The sequence below is a fragment of the Nocardia sp. 149-1B genome, from assembly GCF_057747975.1.
Genome location: NZ_CM173233.1, coordinates 3,629,748 through 3,652,457, shown reverse-complemented (window position 1 = coordinate 3,652,457; position 22,710 = coordinate 3,629,748). Strand labels below are relative to the sequence as shown.

The window sequence follows — 22,710 nt, the reverse complement described above, 5'->3', positions numbered from 1 at the left end:
GGTGCCCGACCGCGCGCTCGTGCTCATCGTCGCCTCCGGCGCGGCGTGGGAGCCCGACGTCCTGCGCCGGCTCGGGGAGCACCCGGGGATCGTGGTGCTGAAGCGCTGCGTCGACGTCGACGACCTGCTCGCCGCCGCGACCGCCGGGCAGGCCGACGTCGCGGTGCTCGGGCTCGACGCCCCCGGCCTCGACCGCAACGCCGTCGAGCTGCTCCGCAAGCACGGCGTACGCCCGGTCGCGATCGCGCCGGGCGGCGCAACGCTCGACGGCGGCCTCCTGCGCGCCACCCGGATCGGCATCCACCGGGTGGTCGACGACGACGATCTCGGCACCCTGCCCGACGCCGTGCTCGCCCCGGAGGCCCCTGCCACCGCCGTGCGACCTCCGCCCCCGCCGGTGCTCGGGCCGCCGCCCAGCGGGCCGCCGCCGGCGCCGACGGTCGCCGGCCGGGTCGTCGTGGTCTGGGGCCCGGCCGGAGCGCCGGGACGCACCACGCTGGCCACCGCGCTGGCGGCCGAGTCGGCCCGCCGAGGCCGGCGTACGGTCCTGGTCGACGCGGATCCGTACGGCGGCGCCGTGGCGCAACAGCTCGGCATCCTCGACGAGGTCTCGGGGCTGCTCTCGGCGGCTCGGCTGGCTCCCTCGGGCCAGCTCGAGGAGCGCTTCGCCTCCGTGCAACGCGGCATCGACCCGCACCTGAGCGTGGTCACCGGCCTGCCCCGGGGCGACCGCTGGGTCGAGATGCGGACCGGTGTGATCGAGCACCTCCTCGAGGTCGGTCGCGAGCACGGTGACGTGGTGGTCGACACCGGGTTCAGCCTCGAGGAAGACGCCGTGCCCGACCTGGGCACCCGTCCCGGTCGCAACCAGATGACGCTCGGTGCGCTCGAGGTCGCCGACGAGGTGGTGGTCGTGGGCGGCGCCGACCCGGTCGGGCTCTCGCGGCTGGCCCGCGGGCTGGTGGAGCTGCGCGAGGTGACGGGCGGTCGACCCGTCCACGTGGTCGTCAACCGGATGCGTCCCACGCTGGGCTGGTCCGAGCGCGACGTCGCGGGCATGGTGAGCGGGTTCGCTCGGGTCGCCGGGCTGCACTTCCTCCCCGAGGACCAGGCGACCGCCGACCGGGCGCTGGTCACCGGCCGCACGCTCGTCGAGGTCGGTGACTCACCACTCGGCCGGGCGGTCGCGCAGCTGGTCGACGCGCTGGCCGCGGTGCCCCAGCACCGGGCCGAGGCTCAGGCGGCGAACAGCAGGTAGAGCCCGCCGACCGTGAACGCCACCATCGCGAACAGCAGCGGCAGCTGCCCGGTGAGCTGGTGACGCGGCGGCAGGATCTTGATCGCCCGGTCGTGGGCCGCGATCACGCCCAGCACGTGGCCGGTGACGACCGCGAGCACCTTGAGGTTGGCCAGGAACGTGGGGTGGTAGGAGAACCAGGACCACAGGTGGAGGTTCGCGGTGCCCAGGTAGTTGCTGCCGTCGCTGAACGGGTCGCTCGCCTGGATCAGGGTCAGCTGGCCGACCGACACCAGGTAGCTCAGGTAGTGCGCCACGATGTAGCCGACGATGATCGGCACCACCGAGTGCGCCAGCAGATCGGGCAGCTCGCTGCGGCGCAGGTCGTCCCCCAGGCCGGTGAGCACGCAGCCGAGCGCGAAGATCAGCCCCACGCCCACGCAGAACGTCAGCAGCGCCAGGTTGTTGAGCAGGTACGGCGAGGTGTCGTGGCCCTGGACGAACGAGAGCCAGCGGCTGGAGTCCTTGAAGGAGTCGAACGCGGTACTGCCGAACAGCACCGCGACCACAGCCACCAGGCCCGGTCGCACCGGCGTCGTGTCCAGGTTCGCGAGCGGGCTGCGCACCAGCAGGGCCCCGTCGCGCCGGCCCCACAGCGAGAGCCGCGAGACGAGCGTGGAGTAGACCTCGAAGGGGTCGGCGCGCGCGTAGAAGGTGTTGCCGAACAGCGCGCCTCCGACCAGCATCACCGCGACGTACCCCGCACACCACAGGCGCACCGGGCCGAGCTCGGTGGAGTACGGGTAGACGAGCTCCATCCACACGAACGCGAACAGTCCCAACGCCGCCGGCCAGTAGCCGAGCCGCTCGGGATAGACCAGCAGCCCGCGCTCGGGATCGCTGCCCGAGACCTTCGCGAAGGCCAGGTTGATCGTGCGGACCGGGCTGATCGCCTTCCACACCGGGCCCAGCAGCAGCGAGAGCGGCACCAGGCCGACCCACCACCACACGTAGAAGATGCCGAAGATCGGGTTGGTCACCAGGTCCTTGCCGAACACGGCGGCCATCGCGGCGTAGAGGAACACCACGAACCCGAAGACGCGGCACGCGATCCGCCAACCGGCGGAGTCCACGATCGAGCCCAGTGCCGGCGCCGGACGGCCGCTCGTGGCGGCGTCGTACCGCGGCTGGCGCCAGGCGACGGCCAGCACCGTGAACGAGACCACCAGCGCCGCGCTGGCGCCGGCGATCGCGAGCTCCGGTGAGATCGGGAGGTCCTTGGCGCCGCCGATCCCGTGCGCGAGGGTGATGCCGTCCACTCAGCAGTCCCTCATCGGACCTCGAGCTGCACGATCACCTTGTCCAGGGTGTGCGACTCGACGTCGACGATGCCCGGCTGGTCGATGCCCTTGATCGTCACGGTCGACTCGCCCGCGTCGTACTCGAACTCCTGCTCGGGGCTGGAGTGCACGTGGATCTCGCCGGGCGCGTCCGCCGTGACCTTCAGCTCGACGTCCTGCCCGACGGCGACCTCGACCCGCTCGCCGTTGGGGGTGACGCTGTCGCCCTTGACGGTCATCTCGATGACCTTGGGCCCCGTGTCGGCCTTGTCGGGGGAGTCACTGCCACCGCATGCGGTGAGAGCGGTCAGGGCACACAGGAGTACGGCCAGGGAGGCCACGGTACGGCGCATCATCCAGTCCTTCTGCTCGGGCGGCGTCAACGTCTGTAACGTCTGTCAGAATCGCACGGCCCACCAACGCCCGGGACGCCGCCCCCGGCGGCGCGACGAAAGGGACCCCATGACCGAGAGGCTCCGTCCGCGTGACGTGGCCATCCTGGCCGAGGAGTCACCGTCGACGCCGATGCACAACGCGACCGTCGAGATCTTCGAGCCCGGCACGTCCGGCTTCGACTACGGACGGCTGGTCGGCCTCGTCCAGGACCGCATCGCCTTCGTGCCGCGCTACCGGCAGCGGGTCCAGCCCGTGCCGGGCCGGATGGCCAACCCGGTGTGGGTCGACGACGACCACTTCGACATCGGCTACCACGTACGCCGTTCCGCGCTGCCCCGCCCGGGCAGCCTCGACCAGCTGCGTGACCTGGTGTCGCGGATCGTGTCGCGCCCGCTGGACCGGAGCCGGCCGCTGTGGGAGATGTACTTCATCGAGGGACTTGCCGACGGCCAGGTCGCGATCCTCTCCAAGTCCCACCAGGTGCTCGTCGACGGCATCGAGACCGTCGACCTCGGGCAGGTGCTGCTCGACAAGTCGCCCGCGCCCAAGGAGCTGGGCGGCGACGGGTGGCGGGCGCACAGCCGGCCCTCGCCGCTGGGGCTGATGGCCGCGGCCGTGCGCGAGTCGCTGACCGAGCCCGAGACCGTGGTCGACACGGTGCGCAGCACCACCGGCAGCGTGCTGCGGGGCATCGCGGCGACCGCCCGGTCCACCGCCCGGGTGGTCGACGCCCTCGCCAACCGCACCCCCAGCGGAGACTCGCCGATCATCGGGCCGCTGTCCCAGCAGCGTCGGGTGGTGGTGGTCCGCACGGACCTGGCCGACTATCGCAAGGTTCGCGAGGCCCACGGCGGCACCGTCAACGACGTGGTGCTCGCGACCGTCACCGGTGCCTTGCGCGCGTGGCTGATGACCCGGGGGGAGTCGATGCGCGGCATCCGTCAGGTGCGCGCGATGGTGCCGATCTCGGTGATCGACGACGAGCTCGAGGCGACCTCGCTGGGCAGCCAGATCGCCGCGCACTTCGTGGACCTGCCGGTGTGGGAGGCCAGCCCCGTCGTCCGCCTCCACCAGGTCTCCTACTCCTTCCAGGCGCACAAGGACACGGGTCGGGCGGTCGCGGCGAGCCGGATCGCGAGCATCTCCGGCTTCGCGCCCGCGACCTTCCACGCGGTCGGCTCCCGGGTCGCCGCGGTCGAGCGGCGCCGGGGCTACCAGCTCAGTGTCACCAACGTGCCCGGACCGCAGGCCCCGCTCTACGCCGCCGGGGCCCGGATGGTCGCCACCTACCCCGTCCCTCCGCTGCTCGAGGGGCATCCGCTGGCGATCGGCGTGACGTCGTACGACGGCCACGTCTACTACGGCCTCACCGCCGACCGCGACATGCTGTCCGACGCCGATCTCCTCGGCCAGTGCGTCCGTGACGCCCTCGACGAGCTCGTCGACTCCGCGTCCGGTGGCCGGGAGCGGGTCCCGCGTGGTCGCAAGAAGCGCAAGCCTCCGGAGGAGAAGTCGTGAGCGTCCGGGTCTACCTGCCGACCACGATCGACCGGCTGCGTGCGGAGCACGCCGACGGTGCCTTCGTCGTGACCGACGACGTCGTGGTGGTCGACGGTGCCGAGGACGACGAGGAGGCGGAGTACGACGCGCTGATGACCGCGGCATCCGTCTCTGCGGGACTGGTCGCCGGCCCCGGTCCGCGGGTCGTGGTGGTCGCCGAGCTCGAGGCCGAGCCCCAGGCCGGCTGGACGATCCCGCTCAAGCGGGTGGTTGCCGTTCACGCCGACACCGAGGACCGCCCGGCCAACGCCGACCCCGACGACGACCTCGGCTGGTTCGCCACCCAGGAGATCCCCCACCTGTTCTGACCGCGTCTGGCGTGCCGAGTCGGCGCGTCTGCACGCGTGTGGGGGTCGAGTCGGCGTGTCTGCACGCGTGTGGGGGTCGAGTCGGCGTGTCTGCACGCGTGTGGGGGTCGAGTCGGCGTGTCTGCACGCGTGTGGGGGTCGAGTCGGCGTGTCTGCGCGCGTGTGGGGGTCGAGTCGGCGTGTCTGCGCGCCTCGGTGCGGAACTCAGCGGGGTGGGGTGTGCAGTTGCGCCGACTCGGCGGGGTGGGGTGTGCAGTTGCGCCGACTCGGCGGGGTGGGGTGTGCAGTTGCGCCGACTCGGCGGGGTGGGGTGTGCAGTTGCGCCGACTCGGCGGGGTGGGGTGTGCAGTTGCGCCGACTCGGTGTGCTGGGGTGTGCAGTTGCGCCGACTCGGCGGGGTGGGTGTGCAGTAGCGCCGACTCGGCGGCCGCCCGAACCGCTCGCTACGCTCGCAGGCATGGACGCTGTCACCACCCCGCCGGCCCCCACCAACGAGCCGAACCTGACCTACGCGCCGGGCACCCCCGAACGGGAGGCCCTGACCGCGGAGATCGCCAAGCAGGAGAAGAAGCAGAAGAACCTGCGCGCCTACGTCGGCGGCCGGTGGAAGGCCGGAGGTGGGGTCGAGGTCCAGGTCGTCCAGCCCCACGACCACCAGCACGTGCTGGGCACCCTCAAGTGCGCGACCCAGGCCGACGCCCGGGCCGCGATCAAGGCCGCGAACGACGCCGCACCCGCGTGGCGCGACATGGACTTCGACGACCGGGCCGCGATCATGCTCAAGGCCGCCGACCTCCTGGCCGGACCGTGGCGACAGCGGATCAACGCCGCGACCGTGCTGGGTCAGTCCAAGACGCCGTTCCAGGCCGAGATCGACTCCGCCTGCGAGCTCATCGACTTCTGGCGGTTCAACGTCCACTACGCCCGCCAGATCCTGGCCGAGCAGCCGATCCGCAACAGCCCAGGCGTGTGGAACCGCACCGACCACCGGCCCCTGGAGGGCTTCGTCTACGCGATCACGCCGTTCAACTTCACCGCGATCGCCGGCAACCTGCCGACGGCGCCGGCGCTGATGGGCAACACCGTCATCTGGAAGCCCTCGGCCACCCAGCAGCTCGCCGCGTCGCTCACGATGGAGCTGCTCGAGGAGGCCGGCATGCCCCCGGGTGTCATCAACATGCTCCCCGGCCACGGTGCCGACGTCTCCGAGGTCGCGCTCGCCAGCCCGGACCTGGCCGGCATCCACTTCACCGGCTCTACCCGGGTGTTCCAGCAGCTGTGGCGCCAGGTCGGCGACAACATCGAGGGCTACCGCGCCTACCCGCGGATCGTCGGTGAGACCGGCGGCAAGGACTTCATCGTCGCCCACCCCTCGGCCGACCCCGACGTGGTGCGCACGGCGATGATCCGCGGCGCGTTCGAGTACCAGGGCCAGAAGTGCTCCGCCGCCTCGCGTGCCTACGTCGCCCGCTCGGTGTGGACGAAGCTCAAGGACTCGTTCCTCTCCGAGGTCGAGGGCATCACCGTCGGCGACCCGACCGACTTCTCCAACTTCATGGGAGCGGTCATCGACGAGCGTGCCTTCGTCAAGCACAAGGCCGCGATCGAGCGGGCGAAGCGCTCGCGCAAGCTCGACGTCCTGGCCGGCGGCACCCTGGACGACTCCGTCGGCTGGTTCGTGCGCCCGACCGTGATCGAGGGCGGCGACCCGACCGACGAGATGTTCAGCACCGAGTACTTCGGGCCGATCCTCGCGGTGCACGTCTACGAGGACGGCGACTTCGAGCGTGTCGTCCGGGCGATGGAGTCGAGCTCGCCGTACGCCCTGACCGGCTCGATCATCGCCCAGGACCGCCGGGCGATCGCGTGGGCGCAGGCCGAGCTGCGGTTCGCGGCCGGCAACTTCTACATCAACGACAAGCCCACCGGGGCGGTCGTCGGCCAGCAGCCGTTCGGCGGTGGCCGGGCCAGCGGGACCAACGACAAGGCCGGTGCGGCGTCCAACCTGCTGCGCTGGACCTCGCCGCGGTCGATCAAGGAGACGTTCGTCCCGCCGACCGACTACCGCTACCCCTACCTCGGCTGATGATCCCCCTCCACATGGGGCCGCTGCACCCGGTCGAGCAGGTGCTCACCCTGGTGCTGGCGTTCGGCCCGTTCGCGCTCCTCGCCCTCGTGGTGTGGCTGCGGCGACGGGCCGACCGCCGCGCCGAGATGAGCGAGCAGCCGAGCGGGGCGACCAGCGGGGACACGAGCGCCGGCCCGGGCGAGGAGCATCAGGCCGACAGGTAGTCGTGCCCTACCCGCTCCTCGGCCACCAACGCCTTGCGGAGCAGGTCGGAGACCAATCCCTCGATCTTCCCGCCGACGAGCGGGAGGTTGACCTTGATCTCGACCTCGACGGTCTCGACCGTGGTGCCGTCGGTCTCCACCAGCGTGATCGTGCCGTCCATGTGACCGGGCTTGCCGGGGATCGTGACGTGCAGCTCGGCGGTGTCGGGCGCCGACCACTCCTCGCGCTGGACGATGTCGATCTCGTCGCCGACGAACTTCTTCGCGAACGCCGGGATCCGCTCGGTGTGCTGCACCTGCTCGACGGTCACGGTCATCGTGTCGCCCGACCGGTCGACCTCCACGTCGGCGCGGAGCACGTGTTGGTACTCGCAGACCGCCTCGCGGAACCGGGGGTCGGCGAGCATCTCCACCACCCGGGTCAGCGGCGCGTCGTACGTCATCTGGTGGTGCAGGTGCCGCGACATCAGCGGCCCGCGAGGTAGTCGATGCCGACGCCGTGCTCGGCGTCCATGCCCGCCGCAACCTTGTCGCCGAGCAGCTTCTCGAGCTTGCCGCCGATCAGCGGGACCTTCACCTTGATCTCGAGCTCGACGACCTCCACGGTGCCGGAGCCCTCGGGCTGCAGGGTGATCGTGCCCTTGAGCGTCGAGGGCTTGCCGGGGGTGTCGATCTGGAGCGTGCCGCCGGTCGGGTCGGTCCACTGCTCGCGCTGGACGGCCCGCGTCGAGGACCCCGCGAAGGTACGGGCGAACGACGGCAGGTCGTCGGTGCGCTGCAGCTGGTCGGCGGTCAGCGAGAATCCGTCGCCGTCGCGCTCGAGGGTGACCTCGGCGGAGATCACGTCCTGGGCGGCGCAGGCGGCTTCCCTGAACGCGGGGTCGGCCAGCATCTCGAAGACGGCGGCCGGCGGAGCGTCGTAGTGCAGCTCGTGTCGGAACTTCATGGGGACATCATGCCCGCGTCTCGCGGATCGGCGCCTGGGGCACAGGGCGCATGGACCCTTAGGGTGCGCACCATGAGCGAGAACTTCGTCTCCTTCGGGGAGCAGGGTGCCCAGCTGACCTACGGCAGCTATCTGCGGCTGCCGCAGCTTCTCGACGCCCAGCACCTCGAGTCGGACCCACCGGCGCACGACGAGCTGCTGTTCATCACGATCCACCAGGTCTACGAGCTGTGGTTCAAGCAGCTGCTCCACGAGGTCTCGGCGGCTCGCGACGCGATGCTCGGCGGCGAGGCCGGCGGACGGTTGTGGTGGGCGCAGCACCTGCTGACCCGGGTGCACGTGATCGAGCGGGTGCTGGTCCAGCAGGTCGACGTGCTCGAGACGATGACGCCGCAGGACTTCCTGGAGTTCCGTCAGCGGCTGGCCCCGGCGAGCGGGTTCCAGTCGGTGCAGTTCCGGGAGCTGGAGTTCCTCTCCGGGGCGAAGGACCCGGCGTACCTCAAGCGGTTCCGCGGCATCACGCCGGGGGAGAAGGAGCGGCTCGACGCCCGGCTCACCGAGCCGACGCTGTGGGACGCGTTCCTCGCGGTGCTGCGCTCCTTCGACCTGCCGGCGGACTCCGACGAGGACGTCATCACCTCGGTGCGGACCGCAGCGCACGACCGGTCCCGGTACGCCGTCGTCTGGGCGCTGTCCGAGGCGCTCCTCCAGCACGACGAGCTCGCAGCCCACTGGCGCGCGCGGCACGTCGTCATGGTCGAGCGGATGATCGGCAGCAAGTCCGGCACCGGCGGGTCCAGCGGCTCGACGTACCTCCGGTCGCGGCTGCCCGTGCAGTACTACCCGCTGCTGTGGGGCGTGCGCAGCGACCTCTGAGTCGAGTCGGGACCTCTGACGATCGAGTCCGGAGGAAACTCCCGATTCGATCGCCAGAAGTCACGACTCGACGGTCAGAAGTCCCGACTCGACGGTCCCAACTGGTGGGTAACCAGGACCGCGGCCTAGTGTCGGTCCCGTGTCAACGACGACGCGTGAGCAGGACCTGTCCGAGCTGCTGGCCGGGGCGATCGCCCTGGCGCGCAAGAGCGACGATCCGGGCGGTCCGCCGCAGGACACCGTCGCCGAGCTGATCCGCACGTACTACCGCCACGTCGCGCCCGAGGACGTGGGCGACCGCTCCGACGCGGACCTGTACGGCGCGTTCGCGTCGCACTACGAGCTCGCGGGCCAGCGCCCCCAGGGCACGGCCCGCGTGCGGGTGCTGACCCCCGGTCCGGGCGATGCCGGCTGGTCGGCCTCGCGCCGTTCCGTCGTCGAGGTCGTCGTCGACGACATGCCCTTCCTCGTGGACTCCCTGACGATGGAGCTCTCGCGCCAGCGGCGCGACGTGCACGTGGTGGTGCACCCGCTCTTCGACGTGGTCCGCGACATCACCGGCGCCCTGCGTGAGGTGCGACCGGTCGACGACGAGGCCGAGGAGCTCGGCTGGTCGGGCCGGGAGTTCGCCCGCGAGTCGTGGATGCACGTCGAGATCGACCGGATCCCCGAGGGCGACGACGTCCGCGAGATCGAGGACGCCATCCAGCGCGTGCTGCGTGACGTGCGCGAGTCGGTGGAGGACTGGTCGAAGATGCACGCGCAGGTCGCCGACATCGTCCACGAGCTGACCGTCGACCCGCCCGAGACGGTCGACAGCGAGGAGGCCCGCGAGGCGCGCGACCTGCTCCAGTGGCTGGCCGAGGACCACTTCACGTTCCTCGGCTACCGGGAGTACCACCTCGAGCGGCAGGACGACGGCGAGCACCTGCGGGGTGTGCCGGGCACCGGCCTGGGCATCCTGCGCCCCGACCAGGACATGTCGACCTCCTCGGGCAAGCTGCCCCCTCAGGCCGCGGCGAAGGCGCGGGAGAAGACGCTCCTGGTGCTGACGAAGGCCAACTCGCGCTCGACCGTGCACCGCCCGGCCTACCTCGACTACGTCGGGGTCAAGAAGTTCGAGAACGGCGAGGTCGTCGGTGAGCGGCGGTTCCTCGGGCTGTTCTCCAGCGCCGCCTACACCGAGTCGCTGACCCGGATCCCGATGCTGCGCGACCGGGCCGCCGCCGTGCTCAAGCGCATCGGGTTCTCGCCGCAGAGCCACGACGGCAAGGCACTGATGGACACCCTCGAGACCTATCCGCGCGACGAGCTCTTCCACACCTCGGTCGACGAGCTCGCGCCGATGGCCGAGGCCGCCATGCACGCCCGCGAGCGGCGGCAGCTGAAGATGTTCATCCGGCGCGACACCTACGGCCGCTACGTGTCGGTGCTCGTCTACCTGCCGCGCGACCGCTACAACACCGCGGTCCGCGAGCGCTTCTCCGACCTGCTGCGCCAGAGCCTCGGCGGCGACACGGTGGAGTTCACCGTGCGCCTCACCGAGTCGACGACCGCCCGCGTCCACTTCGTGGTGCACCCGCCGAAGGGCTCGACGATCCACGAGGTCGAGACCGCCGACCTCGAGCGCCGGCTCACCGAGGCCTCGCGCTCGTGGCGCGACGACTTCGCGGCCGCCGTGCTCGAGGAGTACGGCGAGGAGCTCGGCGCGTGGATGGTCCGGCGCTACCAGGACTCCTTCCCCGAGGCGTACAAGGAGGACTTCGCTCCGCGGATCGGCGCGACGGACCTGGGTCGGCTCGAGGCGGTGGCGGTCGGTGAGACCGGTGCCGGCATCGACCTCTCGCTCTACCAGGACCTCCATGCGGGCCAGGGCGAGGCCCGGCTCAAGGTGTTCCGGATCGGGCCGGCGCTCTCGCTCTCGGAGGTCCTGCCGATGCTGTCCTCGATGGGCGTCGAGGTGGTCGACGAGCGACCCTACGAGCTCGACGGGCTGGGCCGCCCGACGTACATCTACGAGTTCGGGCTGCGCTACGGCCGCGCCCTGCCCGACGACTCCCGCGAGCTGTTCCAGGACGCGATCCGGGCGGTCTGGGAGGGGCGCAACGAGATCGACGGGTTCAACTCGCTCGTCCTCGGCGCCGGGCTGACCTGGCGGCAGGCGACCGTGCTGCGCGCCTACGCGAAGTACATGCGCCAGGGCAACGCGCCGTTCGCGCTCGACTACATCCACGAGGCGCTGGGCAGCAACGTCGACATCACCCGGCTGCTGGTGCTGCTCTTCGAGATCCGCTTCGACCCGTCGGCCGACCACGACCGCGCCGCTGAGATCGAGGAGCGGATCACCCGGGCGCTCGACGACGTCGCGAGCCTCGACCACGACCGGATCCTGCGCTCCTACCTCGCGCACATCCGAGCCACGCTGCGCACCAACTACTTCCAGACACCCCGGGGCGGCGGTGTACGCCCCTACATCTCGTTCAAGCTCGACCCCTCGGGGGTGCCGGACCTCCCCGAGCCGCGGCCCCGGTTCGAGATCTTCGTGTACTCGCCTCGCGTCGAGGGCGTGCACCTGCGCTTCGGCGCGGTCGCCCGCGGCGGTCTGCGCTGGTCGGACCGGCGCGACGACTTCCGTACCGAGGTGCTCGGCCTGGTCAAGGCGCAGATGGTGAAGAACACCGTGATCGTGCCGGTGGGCGCGAAGGGCGGGTTCTTCTGCAAGCAGCTGCCTGACCCGTCCGACCGCGACGCGTGGATGGCCGAGGGCATCGCCTGCTACAAGACGTTCATCTCGGGGCTGCTCGACATCACCGACAACCTCGTGGACGGCGAGACCGTCCCGCCGGAGCAGGTCGTGCGCCACGACGGCGACGACTCCTACCTCGTGGTGGCCGCCGACAAGGGCACCGCGACGTTCTCCGACATCGCCAACGGGGTGGCCAAGGACTACGGCTTCTGGCTGGGTGACGCGTTCGCGAGCGGCGGGTCGGTCGGCTACGACCACAAGGCGATGGGCATCACCGCCCGCGGCGCGTGGGTCGCGGTCCAGCGGCACTTCCGCGAGCGCGGCGTCGACTGCCAGACCGAGGACTTCACCTGCGTCGGCATCGGCGACATGTCCGGCGACGTGTTCGGCAACGGCATGCTCTGCTCCGAGCACATCCGCCTGGTGGCGGCCTTCGACCACCGCGACATCTTCTTGGACCCCGACCCCGACGCGGCCACGTCGTACGCCGAGCGCAAGCGGCTCTTCGAGCTGCCGCGCTCGAGCTGGCAGGACTACGACCACTCCCTGATCTCCGAGGGCGGCGGGGTCTACTCCCGCGCGCTGAAGAAGATCAAGCTCAACGACGGCGTACGCCGGGCCCTCGGCATCGACGCCGGCGTCGAGACGATGACGCCGGCCGAGCTGATGCGCGCGATCCTGCTCGCGCCGGTCGACCTGCTCTGGAACGGCGGCATCGGCACCTACGTGAAGGCTTCGACGGAGCCGCACACGGCGGCGGGCGACAAGGCCAACGACGGCATCCGCGTCGACGGCCGCGCCCTGCGCGCCCGGTGCGTCGGCGAGGGCGGCAACCTCGGGTTCACCCAGCTGGGCCGCATCGAGTACGCCCTCGAGGGTGGCCTCGGCTCGGCGGGCTCGGTGCGGGGCGGTCGGATCAACACCGACTTCATCGACAACTCCGCGGGCGTCGACACCTCCGACCACGAGGTGAACCTGAAGATCCTGCTCGACCGCGTCGTCAAGGGCGGCGACCTCACCGAGGAGCAGCGCAACACGCTGCTCGCCGCGATGACCGACGAGGTCGCCGACCTGGTGCTGCGCGACAACTACGAGCAGAACCTCGCCCTAGCGAACGCCGCCGCGAACGCCGGCCCGATGCTGCACGTCCACGAGGACTGGATGCGCAAGCTCGAGCACGACGGACTGATCAACCGCGAGCTCGAGGGCCTGCCCGACAGCAAGGAGGTACGCCGCCGGCTCGACCGCGGCGCCGGCCTCACCACGCCGGAGCACTCCGTGCTGCTCGCCTGGACCAAGATCGCGCTCGCCGAGGAGCTGCTGACCTCGGAGCTGCCCGACGACCCCTACTGCGACCAGGACCTGCGCGCGTACTTCCCGCGGCAGATCCAGGAGGGCTTCGAGCCGCAGGTCCACCAGCACCCGCTGCGCCGGGAGATCATCGTGACCCAGGTCGTCAACGACCTGGTCAACGGGGCCGGCATCACGTTCTGGCCGCGGCTGTCCGGCGAGACCGGGGCGACCGGCGCCGAGCTGACCCGGGCCAACTTCGTGGCGCGGGAGATCTTCGGGTCGCTGCCGCTGCGCGAGGAGCTGGCCGCGCTGGACAACCAGCTCGATGCGGCCGTGCAGACCCGGATGCGCCTGGAGATGCGCACGCTGGTCGAGCGGGCCTCGCGGTGGCTGGTCAACAACCGGCGCCCGCCGATGGACAGCCAGCGGACCGTCGACCAGTTCGCCGGGCCGGTCCAGCAGACCATGGCGCGGCTGCCGGAGCTGATGACCGGCCGCGAGCTCACGGCGTACGACGACCGGCGCGCCCGCCTCGAGGCCGACGGGGTCCCCGCCGACCTGGCGAGCCGGGTGGCGGTCCTCCCGCCGGCGTACATGCTGCTCGGCGTCGCCGAGGTCGCGGCCCGGGAGAAGCTCGCGCCGGAGGACGTCGCCCGGGTGCACTTCGCCCTCGGCGAGCGCCTCGGTCTCTCCTCGCTGGTGCAGCGGATCCTCGGCCTGCCGCGCGACGACCGCTGGCAGACCATGGCCCGCGCCTCCCTGCGCGACGACCTGCACGACGTGCACACCCAGCTCACCGCCCAGGTGCTCGCCACCACCTCCCCGGACGACTCCGCCCCGGCGCGGATCGCCGCGTGGGAGGAGGCCGACGAGGTGCTGGTGTCGCGGGCGGCCGGGACGCTCGAGGAGATCTGCGCCGACGACGCGGCCGACCTCGCGCGGCTCTCCGTGGGGCTGCGGGTGGTCCGGGGGCTGATCGCGACCGGGTGAGCCTCTGGGCGGGATATCCCGTCGCTCGGTGTCGGTGGGTCGACCTAGGATCGATCAACGATGCCTGACGATCTCGGACCCGCCCCCGACCAGGACCCGCCCGCCGGGGTCCACTCGCTGTGGCGCCTGCGTGGCTACCTCCGCCCGCACGCGCTGTCCCTGGCGATCATGCTGACGGCCTCGCTCGGCGGGGTCGGCCTCTCGATCGCGATCCCGCTCGTCACCAAGGCCATGATCGACGGCCCGATCACCCACCACCACTCGCGCGGGCTGATCGGGCTGGGGCTGCTCGCGCTCGCGCTCGGCGTGCTCGAGGCGGTGCTGATCTGGTGGCGGCGGTGGGTGCAGTCGACCACGGTGCTCGACCTCGAGACCGCCATGCGCGGCGACCTCTACGACCACCTCCAGCAGCTGCCGATGAGCTTCCACAGCAAGTGGCAGTCCGGTCAGCTGCTCTCGCGTGCCACCACCGACCTCTCGGCGATCCGCCGGTTCAGCGGCTTCGGGCTGATCTTCCTGATCACCAACATCCTCCAGCTCACGATCGTCACCGTCGTGCTGCTGGAGATGTACTGGCCCCTCGGGCTCGTCGTGGCCGCGACCGCGGCGCCGATCGTGTGGCTCTCGATGCGCTTCGAGAAGTCCTACGTGCTGGTCTCGCGCCGGGTCCAGGACGAGCAGGGCGACCTCGCCACGCTCGCCGAGGAGGGCGCGGTCGGCATCCGGGTGATCAAGTCGTTCGGTCGCAGCGAGCACGTCTCGCGGCAGTACGAAGCGGCCGCGCGCAGGCTGCACGCCACCAGCATGGACAAGGTCCGGCTGTCGGCGAAGTTCTGGACGTTCCTCGAGGTGATCCCCAACCTCGCGGTGGTGGTCGTCCTGCTGCTCGGCTCGATCGGCGTCGGCAAGGGCTACCTCACGCCCGGCGAGCTGGTCGCGTTCATCACGCTGATGCTCTCGCTGGTCTGGCCGGTCGCCTCGCTCGGCGTGATCCTGGCGATGGCCCAGGAGGCGATGACCTCGAGCGCCCGGATCCTGGAGATCTTCGACACCGCCCCCGCGATCGTCACCGGCACCCGCGAGATCGAGCACCCGCGCGGGCACGTGCGCTTCGAGCACGTCGACTTCGCGTTCCCGGACGCTCCCGACGAGGTCGTGCTGCGCGACGTCAACCTCGACATCGCCCCCGGCGAGACCGTCGCGCTGGTCGGTGCCACCGGGTCCGGCAAGACCATCCTGACCGCGCTGGTGCCGCGCCTCTACGACGTCACCGGCGGGCGGGTGACCATCGACGGCGTCGACGTCCGCGAGCTGCGGCTCGGTCATCTGCGCCAGCTGGTCGCGACCGCGTTCGAGGAGCCCACGCTGTTCTCGATGAGCGCGCGAGAGAACCTCACTCTCGGCCGCGCGGACGCCACCGAGGACGAGATCGAGTCCGCCCTCGACGTCAGCCAGGCCGGGTTCGCCCAGGACCTCCCGTGGGCGCTGGACACCCGGATCGGTGAGCAGGGGATGGCGCTCTCCGGCGGGCAGCGCCAGCGCCTGGCCCTCGCCCGGGCGGTGCTCGCCCGACCGCAGGTACTCGTGCTCGACGACACCCTCTCCGCCCTCGACGTCCACACCGAGAAGCTCGTCGAGGAGGCCCTGCGCCGGGTGCTCGCCGACACCACGGGGCTGGTGGTCGCGCACCGCGCCTCCACGGTGCTGCTCGCCGACAAGGTCGCGCTGCTCCAGGACGGCACGATCACCCACGTGGGCGACCACCGCGAGCTGCTCGCCACCGTTCCGGCGTACCAGGAGCTGCTCGCGGCCGAGAGCCTCGAGGACGCCGACGCGGAGGGGGGCGCCGCGTGAGCACGGACCCGGGCAGCGCCGGCAACCACACCGACGACACCGACGTCCGCCGGTGGCGCGGCGTCGCGGAGGTCGACGCCGACGAGGCCGCGGAGCGGATGACCTCCGGCAGTCTGGGCGGTGGCTCGCGCCGGCTCCTGCGCGACCTGCTCACGCCGTACAAGCGCGCCATCCAGGCGCTGATCCTGATCGTCCTCGTCGAGAACGCCGCCCGGCTCTCGATCCCCTACCTGGTCAAGGTGGGCATCGACACCGGCATCCCGCCGATCCGCGAGTCCGGCGACCTCGAGCCCTTGTTCGTGGTCGTCGGCGCGGTGCTCGTCGCCACGCTGGTCCAGGCCGTCGCGCGCAACCTGTTCCTGGTGCGGTCGGGCAAGATCGGCCAGGACGTCCTCTTCGAGGTGCGGCGCCGGGTGTTCCGTCACTTCCAGGTGCTCAGCCCGGCCTTCCACGACGGCTACACCTCCGGACGGGTGATCTCCCGCCAGACCTCCGACGTCGACGCGATCTACGAGATGCTCGAGACCGGCTTCGACGGCCTGGTCACCGCCGCGCTGACGCTGGTCGGCACCGCCGGCATCCTGCTGTTCCTCGACGTCAAGCTCGGCCTGGTCGCGCTGTTGTGTGGTCCGTTCCTGGCCCTGCTGACCAACTGGTTCCGCAAGGAGTCGGCCCGCAGCTACCAGGCCACCCGCGAGAAGGTCGCGCTGGTCATCGTCCACTTCGTCGAGTCGATGGGCGGCATCCGCGCGGTGCAGGCGTTCCGCCGCGAGCCGCGCAACCAGGAGATCTTCGACGACGTCAACGACCAGTACCGCGCCGCCAACCTGGTGGCCTTCCGGCTGGTCGCGTGGTTCATGCCCGGCATCCGCCTGATCGGCAACGTGACGATCGCGCTCGTGCTGCTCTACGGCGGCTACCTCGCCTACCAGGGCGAGGTCACCGTCGGTGTGCTGGCGGCGTTCCTGCTCTACCTGCGCCAGTTCTTCGAGCCGATGATGGAGATCTCGCAGTTCTACAACACCTTCCAGTCCGCCTCCGCCGCGCTCGACAAGCTCGCCGGCGTGCTCGACCAGCAGCCGGGGGTGCCGGAGCCGGCGCAGCCGAGGGAGCTGCCGCCCAGTCGCGGGGAGATCCGCTTCGACCACGTGAGCTTCGAGTACGTCGCGGGCCGGCCGGTGCTGCCCGACCTCGACCTGACCGTGCCGGCCGGCCAGACGCTGGCGCTGGTCGGCACCACCGGCGCCGGCAAGACCACGCTGGCCAAGCTCGCCACCCGCTTCTACGACCCCACCGGCGGCCGGGTGCTGCTCGACGGGGTCGACCTGCGCGAGCTGTCCTCCGACACGCTGCGCGACCGGGTCGTGATGGTCACCCAGGAGAACTACCTGTTCTCGGGGACCGTCGCCGACAACATCCGCTTCGGCCGGCCGACCGCGTCGCTGGAGGAGGTGGTCGCGGCGGCCTCCGCCCTGGGCGCCCACGACTTCATCACCGCGCTGCCCGAGGGCTACGACACCGACGTCAGCAACCGCGGCGGCCGGCTCAGCGCCGGGCAGCGCCAGCTCGTCGCGTTCGCGCGCGCGTTCCTCGCCGACCCGGCGGTGCTGATCCTCGACGAGGCGACCTCCTCGCTCGACGTGCCCAGCGAGCGGCTGGTCCAGCGGGCGCTGCGCACCGTCCTGGCGGGCCGCACCGCGGTGATCATCGCCCACCGGCTCTCGACGGTCGAGATCGCCGACCGGGTGCTGGTGATGGAGCACGGCCGGATCGTCGAGGACGGCTCGCCCGCCGACCTGATCGCCGGAGGAGCGGGCCGCTTCTCCGACCTCCACCAGGCCTGGCTCGACTCGCTCGCCTGACCATGTTGACCCGCCCGAAAGTTTCGGGCGGGTCAACATGGATGGGGGCCGCCAACGTCCGTGGAAGACCAATACCCTGTCGCGCATGACCGATCTGACCCGGGCCGGGGTGGCCGAGACCGCACGACTGGTGGCCGGCGGTGAGATCTCGGCGCGGGGTGTGGTGGAGCAGGCCCTGGCCCGCATCCAGGAGCGTGATCACGCACTCAACGCGATCTCCCGGCTGCTCGTGGACGAGGCGATCGCCGAGGCGCAGGCCCGCGACGAGGCCCTCACCGCCGGCGGGCCGGTCGGGCCGCTGCACGGCGTACCGATCGTGATCAAGGAGGAGATCGACGTCGCGGGTGCGGTGACGACGTTCGGGGGCGAGGCCAACTCCACGCCGGCCGCCGCCGACGCCGAGCTCGTACGCCGGCTCCGCGTGGCGGGCGCGGTCGTCGTCGCCAAGACGACCATGCCGGAGTTCGGCGCCTTCCCGTTCACCGAGTCGACCTCCCGCGGCGTGACCCGCAACCCCTGGGACACCGCACGGACCCCCGGCGGCTCCAGCGGGGGGACCGCGGTCGCGGTCTCCGCCGGGATGGTGCCGGTCGGGATGGGGGGCGACGGCGGCGGCTCGATCCGCATCCCCAGCGCCAGCTGTGGGCTCTTCGGGCTCAAGCCTCAGCGCGGCCGGGTCACCACCGCCCCGCACCCGCACCTGTGGTGGGCGCTGGGCACCGCCGGTCCGCTCACCCGGAGCGTGCTCGACAGCGCGCTGGTCTACGACGCGATCCGCGGCAACGTCGAGGGCGACCTCTACACCGCCGGCGGCGACGAGCCGTTCGTGGCGGCGGCCGGCCGCGAGCCGGGGCGGCTGCGCATCGGCTGGTCGACCAAGCCGGTCACGCTCGGCGTGCGACCCGACCCGGTGCACGTCCGGGCCGTCCAGGACACCGCTCGACTCCTCGCCGACCTCGGCCACGACGTCCGCGAGGTCGACCCCCGCTACCCGGACCCGACGGCGGCGTTCGTGCCGCAGTTCTTCGCCGGCATCCGCACCGAGGCCGACCAGGTCGAGCACTTCGACCGGCTCGAGCGGCGCACCCGCGAGACCTACCGCCTCGGCTCCTGGGTGACACCCAAGGTCATCGACCGCGCCCTGCGCACGACCGAGCAGGTCTCGGCGAAGGCCAACCGGGTGTTCGAGGGCCCCCAAGAACTCGACGTCCTCCTCACGCCAACGATCGCGCACCGGCCCCCGCGGGTCGGCCGGCTCGACGGCGTCGGCACCGTGCGGGCGTCGCTGCGCGCGATGCCCGCGATCGCCTACGCCGCGCTGTGGAACGTCGCCGGCAACCCTGCTGCCTCCGTGCCGTGCGGGGTCGCGGCCGACGGGCTGCCGGTCGCCGTACAACTGGTCGGCCGCACCGACGACGAGGCCACGCTCTTCTCGCTCTCGGCCCAGATCGAGGCCGCGCGGCCGTGGCCGCTCCTGGCGGGCGAACGCTGATGGCCGCGATCGAGGTCGCGGACCTCACGATGACGTACGGCGACCTGCGCGCGGTCGACGGCGTCAGCCTCACGGTCGGCGACGGCGAGTTCGTGGGCATCCTCGGCCCCAACGGTGCCGGCAAGACCACGCTCCTGGAGATGGTCGAGGGGCTGCGCAAGCCCGACTCCGGCTCGGCGACCGTGCTCGGTGAGCCGGTCTGGCCGCGCAACGCGGGACTGCTGCCGCGCATCGGCGTCCAGCTGCAGGCGTCGGCCTTCTTCGACCGACTGACCGCACGCGAGCAGATCCACACCTTCGCCGCGTTGTACGGCGTCCCCACCCGGCACGCCGACGAGTGGCTGGATCGGGTGGGTCTCGTGGAGAAGGCGGACAGCCGGGTCGAGGACCTCTCCGGCGGCCAGGTGCAGCGGCTCTCGATCGCCTGCGCCCTGGTGCACGACCCCGAGCTGGTGTTCCTCGACGAGCCCACCGCGGCGCTCGACCCGCAGGCTCGGCGCAACCTCTGGGAGCTGTTGTCGGGCCTCAACGACTCCGGTCGGACGGTCGTGCTGACCACGCACTACATGGACGAGGCCGAGGTGCTCTGCGACCGGGTGGCGATCATGGACCACGGCCGGATCCTCGAGCTCGACACGCCCGCGGCCCTGATCCTCGGCCTGGACGCGCCGACCCGCATCACGCTCGCCGACGGCGAGGTGGTCACCACCCGGGATCCGGCCGCCGAGCTCGCCCGTCTGGCGGAGGCGGGTCGCCTCGACGGCGTCCGCGTGCAGACCGGCACGCTCGAGGACGTGTTCCTCGAGCTCACGGGCCGGGAGTACCGAGCATGAGCCGCGGCACGGCGTTCCGTGCGATCTCGGTCGCGATCGTGCGCGGCTTCGTCCGCGACCGCACGTCGGTGTTCTTCGCCGTCGTGTTCCCGCTGATGTTCCTGGTGCTGTTCGGCGGGCTGTTCTCCGACCAGTCCCAGCCGCGGCTCGACCTGGTCGAGGTCGGCGACGTGTCGCTGGTCGACGACCTGCCCGCCGACGCCCGGGCCGCCTTCGAGGACACGTTCGACGTGACCTCATCCACCGACCTCGACGACGCGATCGACCAGGTCCGCAAGGGCGACGCCGACGTGGCGCTCGAGCAGCGCGGGGACACGCTCGTCGCCCACTACACGCTCACCGACCAGGCCCGGGCCGCGATGACGCAGGGCGCCCTGCGCGCGTTCGTCGACGGCACCAACGTCGAGCTGACCGGCGAGCCCCCGGCGTACTCCCTGGAGGTCGTGTCGGTCGAGGACGAGTCGATCGACACGATCCAGTACTACACGCCCGGCCTGCTGGGCTGGGCGGTCGCGATGAGCGCGTCGTTCGGTGCCGCCGCGACCCTGCAGGGCTGGCGGCAGACCAAGCTGCTGCGCCGACTCCAGCTGGCCCCGGTGTCGACCCGCACGGTCGTGGGCGCGCGGGTCAGCGTGACGATCGCGATCGCGCTGGTGCAGATGGCGATCTTCCTGGGTGTGGGCGCGGCGTTCTTCGGGCTCACGCTCACCGGCGCGTGGTGGGCGGCGGTGCCGCTGCTCGTGGTCGGCACGCTGTGCTTCATGGCGATCGGCCTGCTCGCGGGTGCGATCACCAAGACCCAGGAGGGCGCGGTAAACGCCGCGAACTTCATGGTGCTGCCGATGGCCTTCCTCTCCGGCTCGTTCTTCCCCCTCGACGCCGCGCCCGGCTGGCTCAAGCTCGTCTCCAGCCTGCTCCCGCTCCGGCACCTCAACGACGGGATGCTCGACGTCATGGTCCGCGGCGAGTCGTGGACCGCAGCCCTGGCGCCGATCGGGATCCTCGCCGCCTTCGCCCTGGTCGTGACCCTGGTCGCGGCCCGCCTGTTCCGCTGGGAGACCACGTGACCACGCTGTTCCAGACCCCCTTCGCGCGGGTACGACGGCTCGTCGCCGGCCCGCTGGGCCTGTCGAGCCCGCTCGCCGGACGCACCGTCCTGGTCACGGGTGCGTCCTCGGGCATCGGCGAGGCCACCGCGCTCGCGGTCGCGCGCACCGGGGCGACGGTGCTGCTGGTGGCCCGTCGGGTCGACGAGCTCGAGCGGGTCCGGCTCGAGATCGAGGAGTCGGGTGGCCGCGCGGCGGCGTACCCCTGCGACCTCACCGACGGCGACGCCGTCGAAGCGCTGGTCGCGCGGGTGCTCGACGAGCACGGCACCGTGGACTACCTCGTCAACAACGCCGGCCGCTCGATCCGCCGCTCGCTCGCCCTGAGCGAGGAGCGGTTCCACGACTTCGAGCGCACGATGGCGATCAACTACTTCGGCCCGGTGCGGCTGACGATGGGCCTGCTGCCGGCGATGCGCGAGCAGGGCTTCGGGCACGTGGTCAACGTGCTCAGCTGGGGTGTCCAGATGAAGGCCCCGAAGTTCAGCGCCTACCTCGCCTCCAAGACCGCGCTCGACACCTGGAGCCGGATCGCGGGCCGCGAGACCTACGGCGACGGGGTCACGTTCACCAACATCCGCTTCTCGCTGATCCGCACCGCGATGTCCGCGCCGACCGAGGCGTACGCCGGCCGTGGCGCCAGCCCCGAGCATGCCGCCGCTCAGGTGCTGCGCGCCCTGGAGGAACGACCGCTGACGGTGAACACCATCGCGGGCGACGTCGGCGAGCTGGTGAACATCCTCGCGCCGCGCCTCAGCGACTGGCTGTTCCACCGCTTCGACGCGATGTTCCCCGACTCCGAGGCGGCACGCGGGGTGAGGGTCAGCTCGTCGGCGGAGCCATCACCATGAACGAGATCCCGCTGGGGTCGGCGATCGAGGCGAGCCGGCCGAACGGCGAGTCGTCGGGAGGCATCACCTGTGATCCGCCGAGCTCGATCGCCGTCGCGACCGCAACGTCGGTGTCGGGCACCTGGACGTAGAACTGCCAGTGGGAGGGACCACCGGCCAGCAGCTCGCGGGCGTCCATGATCCCGGCGCGGGCCCCGTCGTCCATGCCGAGGGTGGTGTAGCGGAAGCCCTCGGAGTCGCTCATGGTGTGGGTGGTCCAGCCGAAGACGTTCTCGTAGAACGGGATCACCGCGTCGTAGTCGCTGCTGAGCACCTCGAACCACGCGGGCGCCCCCACCTCGCCACGGACCCCGAAGCCCGGCATGCTCAGCGGCTGCCAGACGCCGACCGCGGCGCCGGCCGGGTCGGTCACCCACGCCATGTGGCCGAGGTCGCCGACCTGCATCGGCTCCAGCAGCACCTGCCCGCAGTTGGCCTTCGCCATCGCGACGGTGTCGGCCGCGTCGTTGCTCTCCAGGTAGACGTTCCACGCGTTGATGCCCTGGCCGTCGTTGCGCATGCACCCGGCGACCTGCACGCCGTCGCGCTCGAACGTCACGTACCCACCGAACTCGGGGCCGGAGTCGACAGCGGTCCAGCCGAACAGGCCGGCGTAGAACGCCTTGGCGCCCCCGACGTCGGGGGTGAAAAGCTCGATCCAGATTGGCTCGCCGGGAATCGTGCTCATC

At 71.5% G+C, this 22,710-nt stretch carries 18 protein-coding genes; 13 read left to right on the top strand and 5 right to left on the bottom strand.

The genetic code is table 11. The features are described 5' to 3' along the window. Position 1: 1 nt before the first annotated feature. Positions 2–1,258, top strand: coding sequence for a CpaE/TadZ family protein (locus AC3ANS_RS17495; RefSeq protein ID WP_488292852.1), 1,257 nt, complete (start codon positions 2–4; stop codon positions 1,256–1,258). On the opposite strand, the gene AC3ANS_RS17490 is transcribed toward AC3ANS_RS17495, so the two are convergent. Together AC3ANS_RS17490 and AC3ANS_RS17485 are read right to left on the bottom strand one after the other, a co-directional pair. Beyond that, complete coding sequence (locus tag AC3ANS_RS17490) at positions 1,237–2,556, bottom strand: hypothetical protein (RefSeq protein ID WP_488292851.1); 1,320 nt, start codon at positions 2,554–2,556, stop codon at positions 1,237–1,239. The genes AC3ANS_RS17495 and AC3ANS_RS17490 overlap by 22 nt on opposite strands. Positions 2,557–2,567: 11 nt before the next feature. After that, the gene (locus AC3ANS_RS17485; protein ID WP_488292850.1) at positions 2,568–2,960 is read right to left on the bottom strand and encodes a hypothetical protein; all 393 of its coding nucleotides are present in this window, start codon (positions 2,958–2,960) and stop codon (positions 2,568–2,570) included. Between the two features lie 79 nt (positions 2,961–3,039). On the opposite strand from AC3ANS_RS17485, the gene AC3ANS_RS17480 reads away from it, so the two are divergent. From AC3ANS_RS17480 to AC3ANS_RS17465, 4 genes are all read left to right on the top strand, one after another. Continuing rightward, the gene (locus tag AC3ANS_RS17480; RefSeq protein ID WP_488292849.1) at positions 3,040–4,491 is read left to right on the top strand and encodes a WS/DGAT/MGAT family O-acyltransferase; all 1,452 of its coding nucleotides are present in this window, start codon (positions 3,040–3,042) and stop codon (positions 4,489–4,491) included. Continuing rightward, positions 4,488–4,841, top strand: a complete 354-nt coding sequence (locus AC3ANS_RS17475; RefSeq protein WP_488292848.1) for a DUF6912 family protein — start codon at positions 4,488–4,490, stop codon at positions 4,839–4,841. The genes AC3ANS_RS17480 and AC3ANS_RS17475 overlap by 4 nt, the downstream gene beginning before the upstream one ends. A gap of 457 nt (positions 4,842–5,298) precedes the next feature. Further along, positions 5,299–6,927, top strand: a complete 1,629-nt coding sequence (gene pruA / locus AC3ANS_RS17470; protein ID WP_488292847.1) for an L-glutamate gamma-semialdehyde dehydrogenase — start codon at positions 5,299–5,301, stop codon at positions 6,925–6,927. Further along, complete coding sequence (locus AC3ANS_RS17465) at positions 6,927–7,133, top strand: hypothetical protein (RefSeq protein WP_488292846.1); 207 nt, start codon at positions 6,927–6,929, stop codon at positions 7,131–7,133. The genes pruA and AC3ANS_RS17465 overlap by 1 nt, the downstream gene beginning before the upstream one ends. Here the strand turns inward: AC3ANS_RS17465 and AC3ANS_RS17460 are convergent. Both AC3ANS_RS17460 and AC3ANS_RS17455 read right to left on the bottom strand, forming a co-directional pair. After that, positions 7,118–7,600: a DUF2505 domain-containing protein gene (locus tag AC3ANS_RS17460; RefSeq protein ID WP_488292845.1), complete on the bottom strand. Its 483-nt coding sequence runs from the start codon at positions 7,598–7,600 to the stop codon at positions 7,118–7,120. The genes AC3ANS_RS17465 and AC3ANS_RS17460 overlap by 16 nt on opposite strands. Then, positions 7,600–8,079 (bottom strand): DUF2505 domain-containing protein, encoded by a 480-nt coding sequence (locus tag AC3ANS_RS17455; protein WP_488292844.1) that lies wholly within the window; start codon positions 8,077–8,079, stop codon positions 7,600–7,602. The genes AC3ANS_RS17460 and AC3ANS_RS17455 overlap by 1 nt, the downstream gene beginning before the upstream one ends. A gap of 72 nt (positions 8,080–8,151) precedes the next feature. Between AC3ANS_RS17455 and AC3ANS_RS17450 the strand changes: the two genes are divergently transcribed. The 8 genes from AC3ANS_RS17450 (at position 8,152) to AC3ANS_RS17415 (ending at position 21,982) form a co-directional block, all read left to right on the top strand. Continuing rightward, positions 8,152–8,955: a tryptophan 2,3-dioxygenase family protein gene (locus tag AC3ANS_RS17450; protein WP_488292843.1), complete on the top strand. Its 804-nt coding sequence runs from the start codon at positions 8,152–8,154 to the stop codon at positions 8,953–8,955. Between the two features lie 139 nt (positions 8,956–9,094). Then, complete coding sequence (locus AC3ANS_RS17445; RefSeq protein ID WP_488292842.1) at positions 9,095–13,984, top strand: NAD-glutamate dehydrogenase; 4,890 nt, start codon at positions 9,095–9,097, stop codon at positions 13,982–13,984. A 60-nt stretch (positions 13,985–14,044) separates the two neighbouring features. After that, positions 14,045–15,838: an ABC transporter ATP-binding protein gene (locus AC3ANS_RS17440; RefSeq protein ID WP_488292841.1), complete on the top strand. Its 1,794-nt coding sequence runs from the start codon at positions 14,045–14,047 to the stop codon at positions 15,836–15,838. 98 nt (positions 15,839–15,936) lie between these two features. Continuing rightward, on the top strand, positions 15,937–17,700 hold the full coding sequence (locus AC3ANS_RS17435) for an ABC transporter ATP-binding protein (RefSeq protein ID WP_488296521.1): 1,764 nt from the start codon (positions 15,937–15,939) through the stop codon (positions 17,698–17,700). An 85-nt stretch (positions 17,701–17,785) separates the two neighbouring features. Continuing rightward, positions 17,786–19,192: an amidase gene (locus AC3ANS_RS17430; protein ID WP_488292840.1), complete on the top strand. Its 1,407-nt coding sequence runs from the start codon at positions 17,786–17,788 to the stop codon at positions 19,190–19,192. After that, positions 19,192–20,025 carry an ABC transporter ATP-binding protein gene (locus tag AC3ANS_RS17425; protein WP_488292839.1) on the top strand — a complete coding sequence of 278 codons (834 nt, stop codon included), beginning with the start codon at positions 19,192–19,194 and terminating at the stop codon, positions 20,023–20,025. Before AC3ANS_RS17430 ends, AC3ANS_RS17425 begins: the two co-directional genes overlap by 1 nt. Beyond that, positions 20,022–21,092, top strand: a complete 1,071-nt coding sequence (locus AC3ANS_RS17420) for an ABC transporter permease (RefSeq protein WP_488292838.1) — start codon at positions 20,022–20,024, stop codon at positions 21,090–21,092. Before AC3ANS_RS17425 ends, AC3ANS_RS17420 begins: the two co-directional genes overlap by 4 nt. Continuing rightward, on the top strand, positions 21,089–21,982 hold the full coding sequence (locus AC3ANS_RS17415) for an SDR family NAD(P)-dependent oxidoreductase (RefSeq protein WP_488292837.1): 894 nt from the start codon (positions 21,089–21,091) through the stop codon (positions 21,980–21,982). Before AC3ANS_RS17420 ends, AC3ANS_RS17415 begins: the two co-directional genes overlap by 4 nt. On the opposite strand, the gene AC3ANS_RS17410 is transcribed toward AC3ANS_RS17415, so the two are convergent. Beyond that, entirely contained in the window at positions 21,954–22,709 is a 756-nt protein-coding gene (locus AC3ANS_RS17410; protein WP_488292836.1) for a VOC family protein, read from the bottom strand. The two genes, AC3ANS_RS17415 and AC3ANS_RS17410, sit on opposite strands and share 29 nt — an antisense overlap. Position 22,710 lies beyond the last annotated feature (1 nt).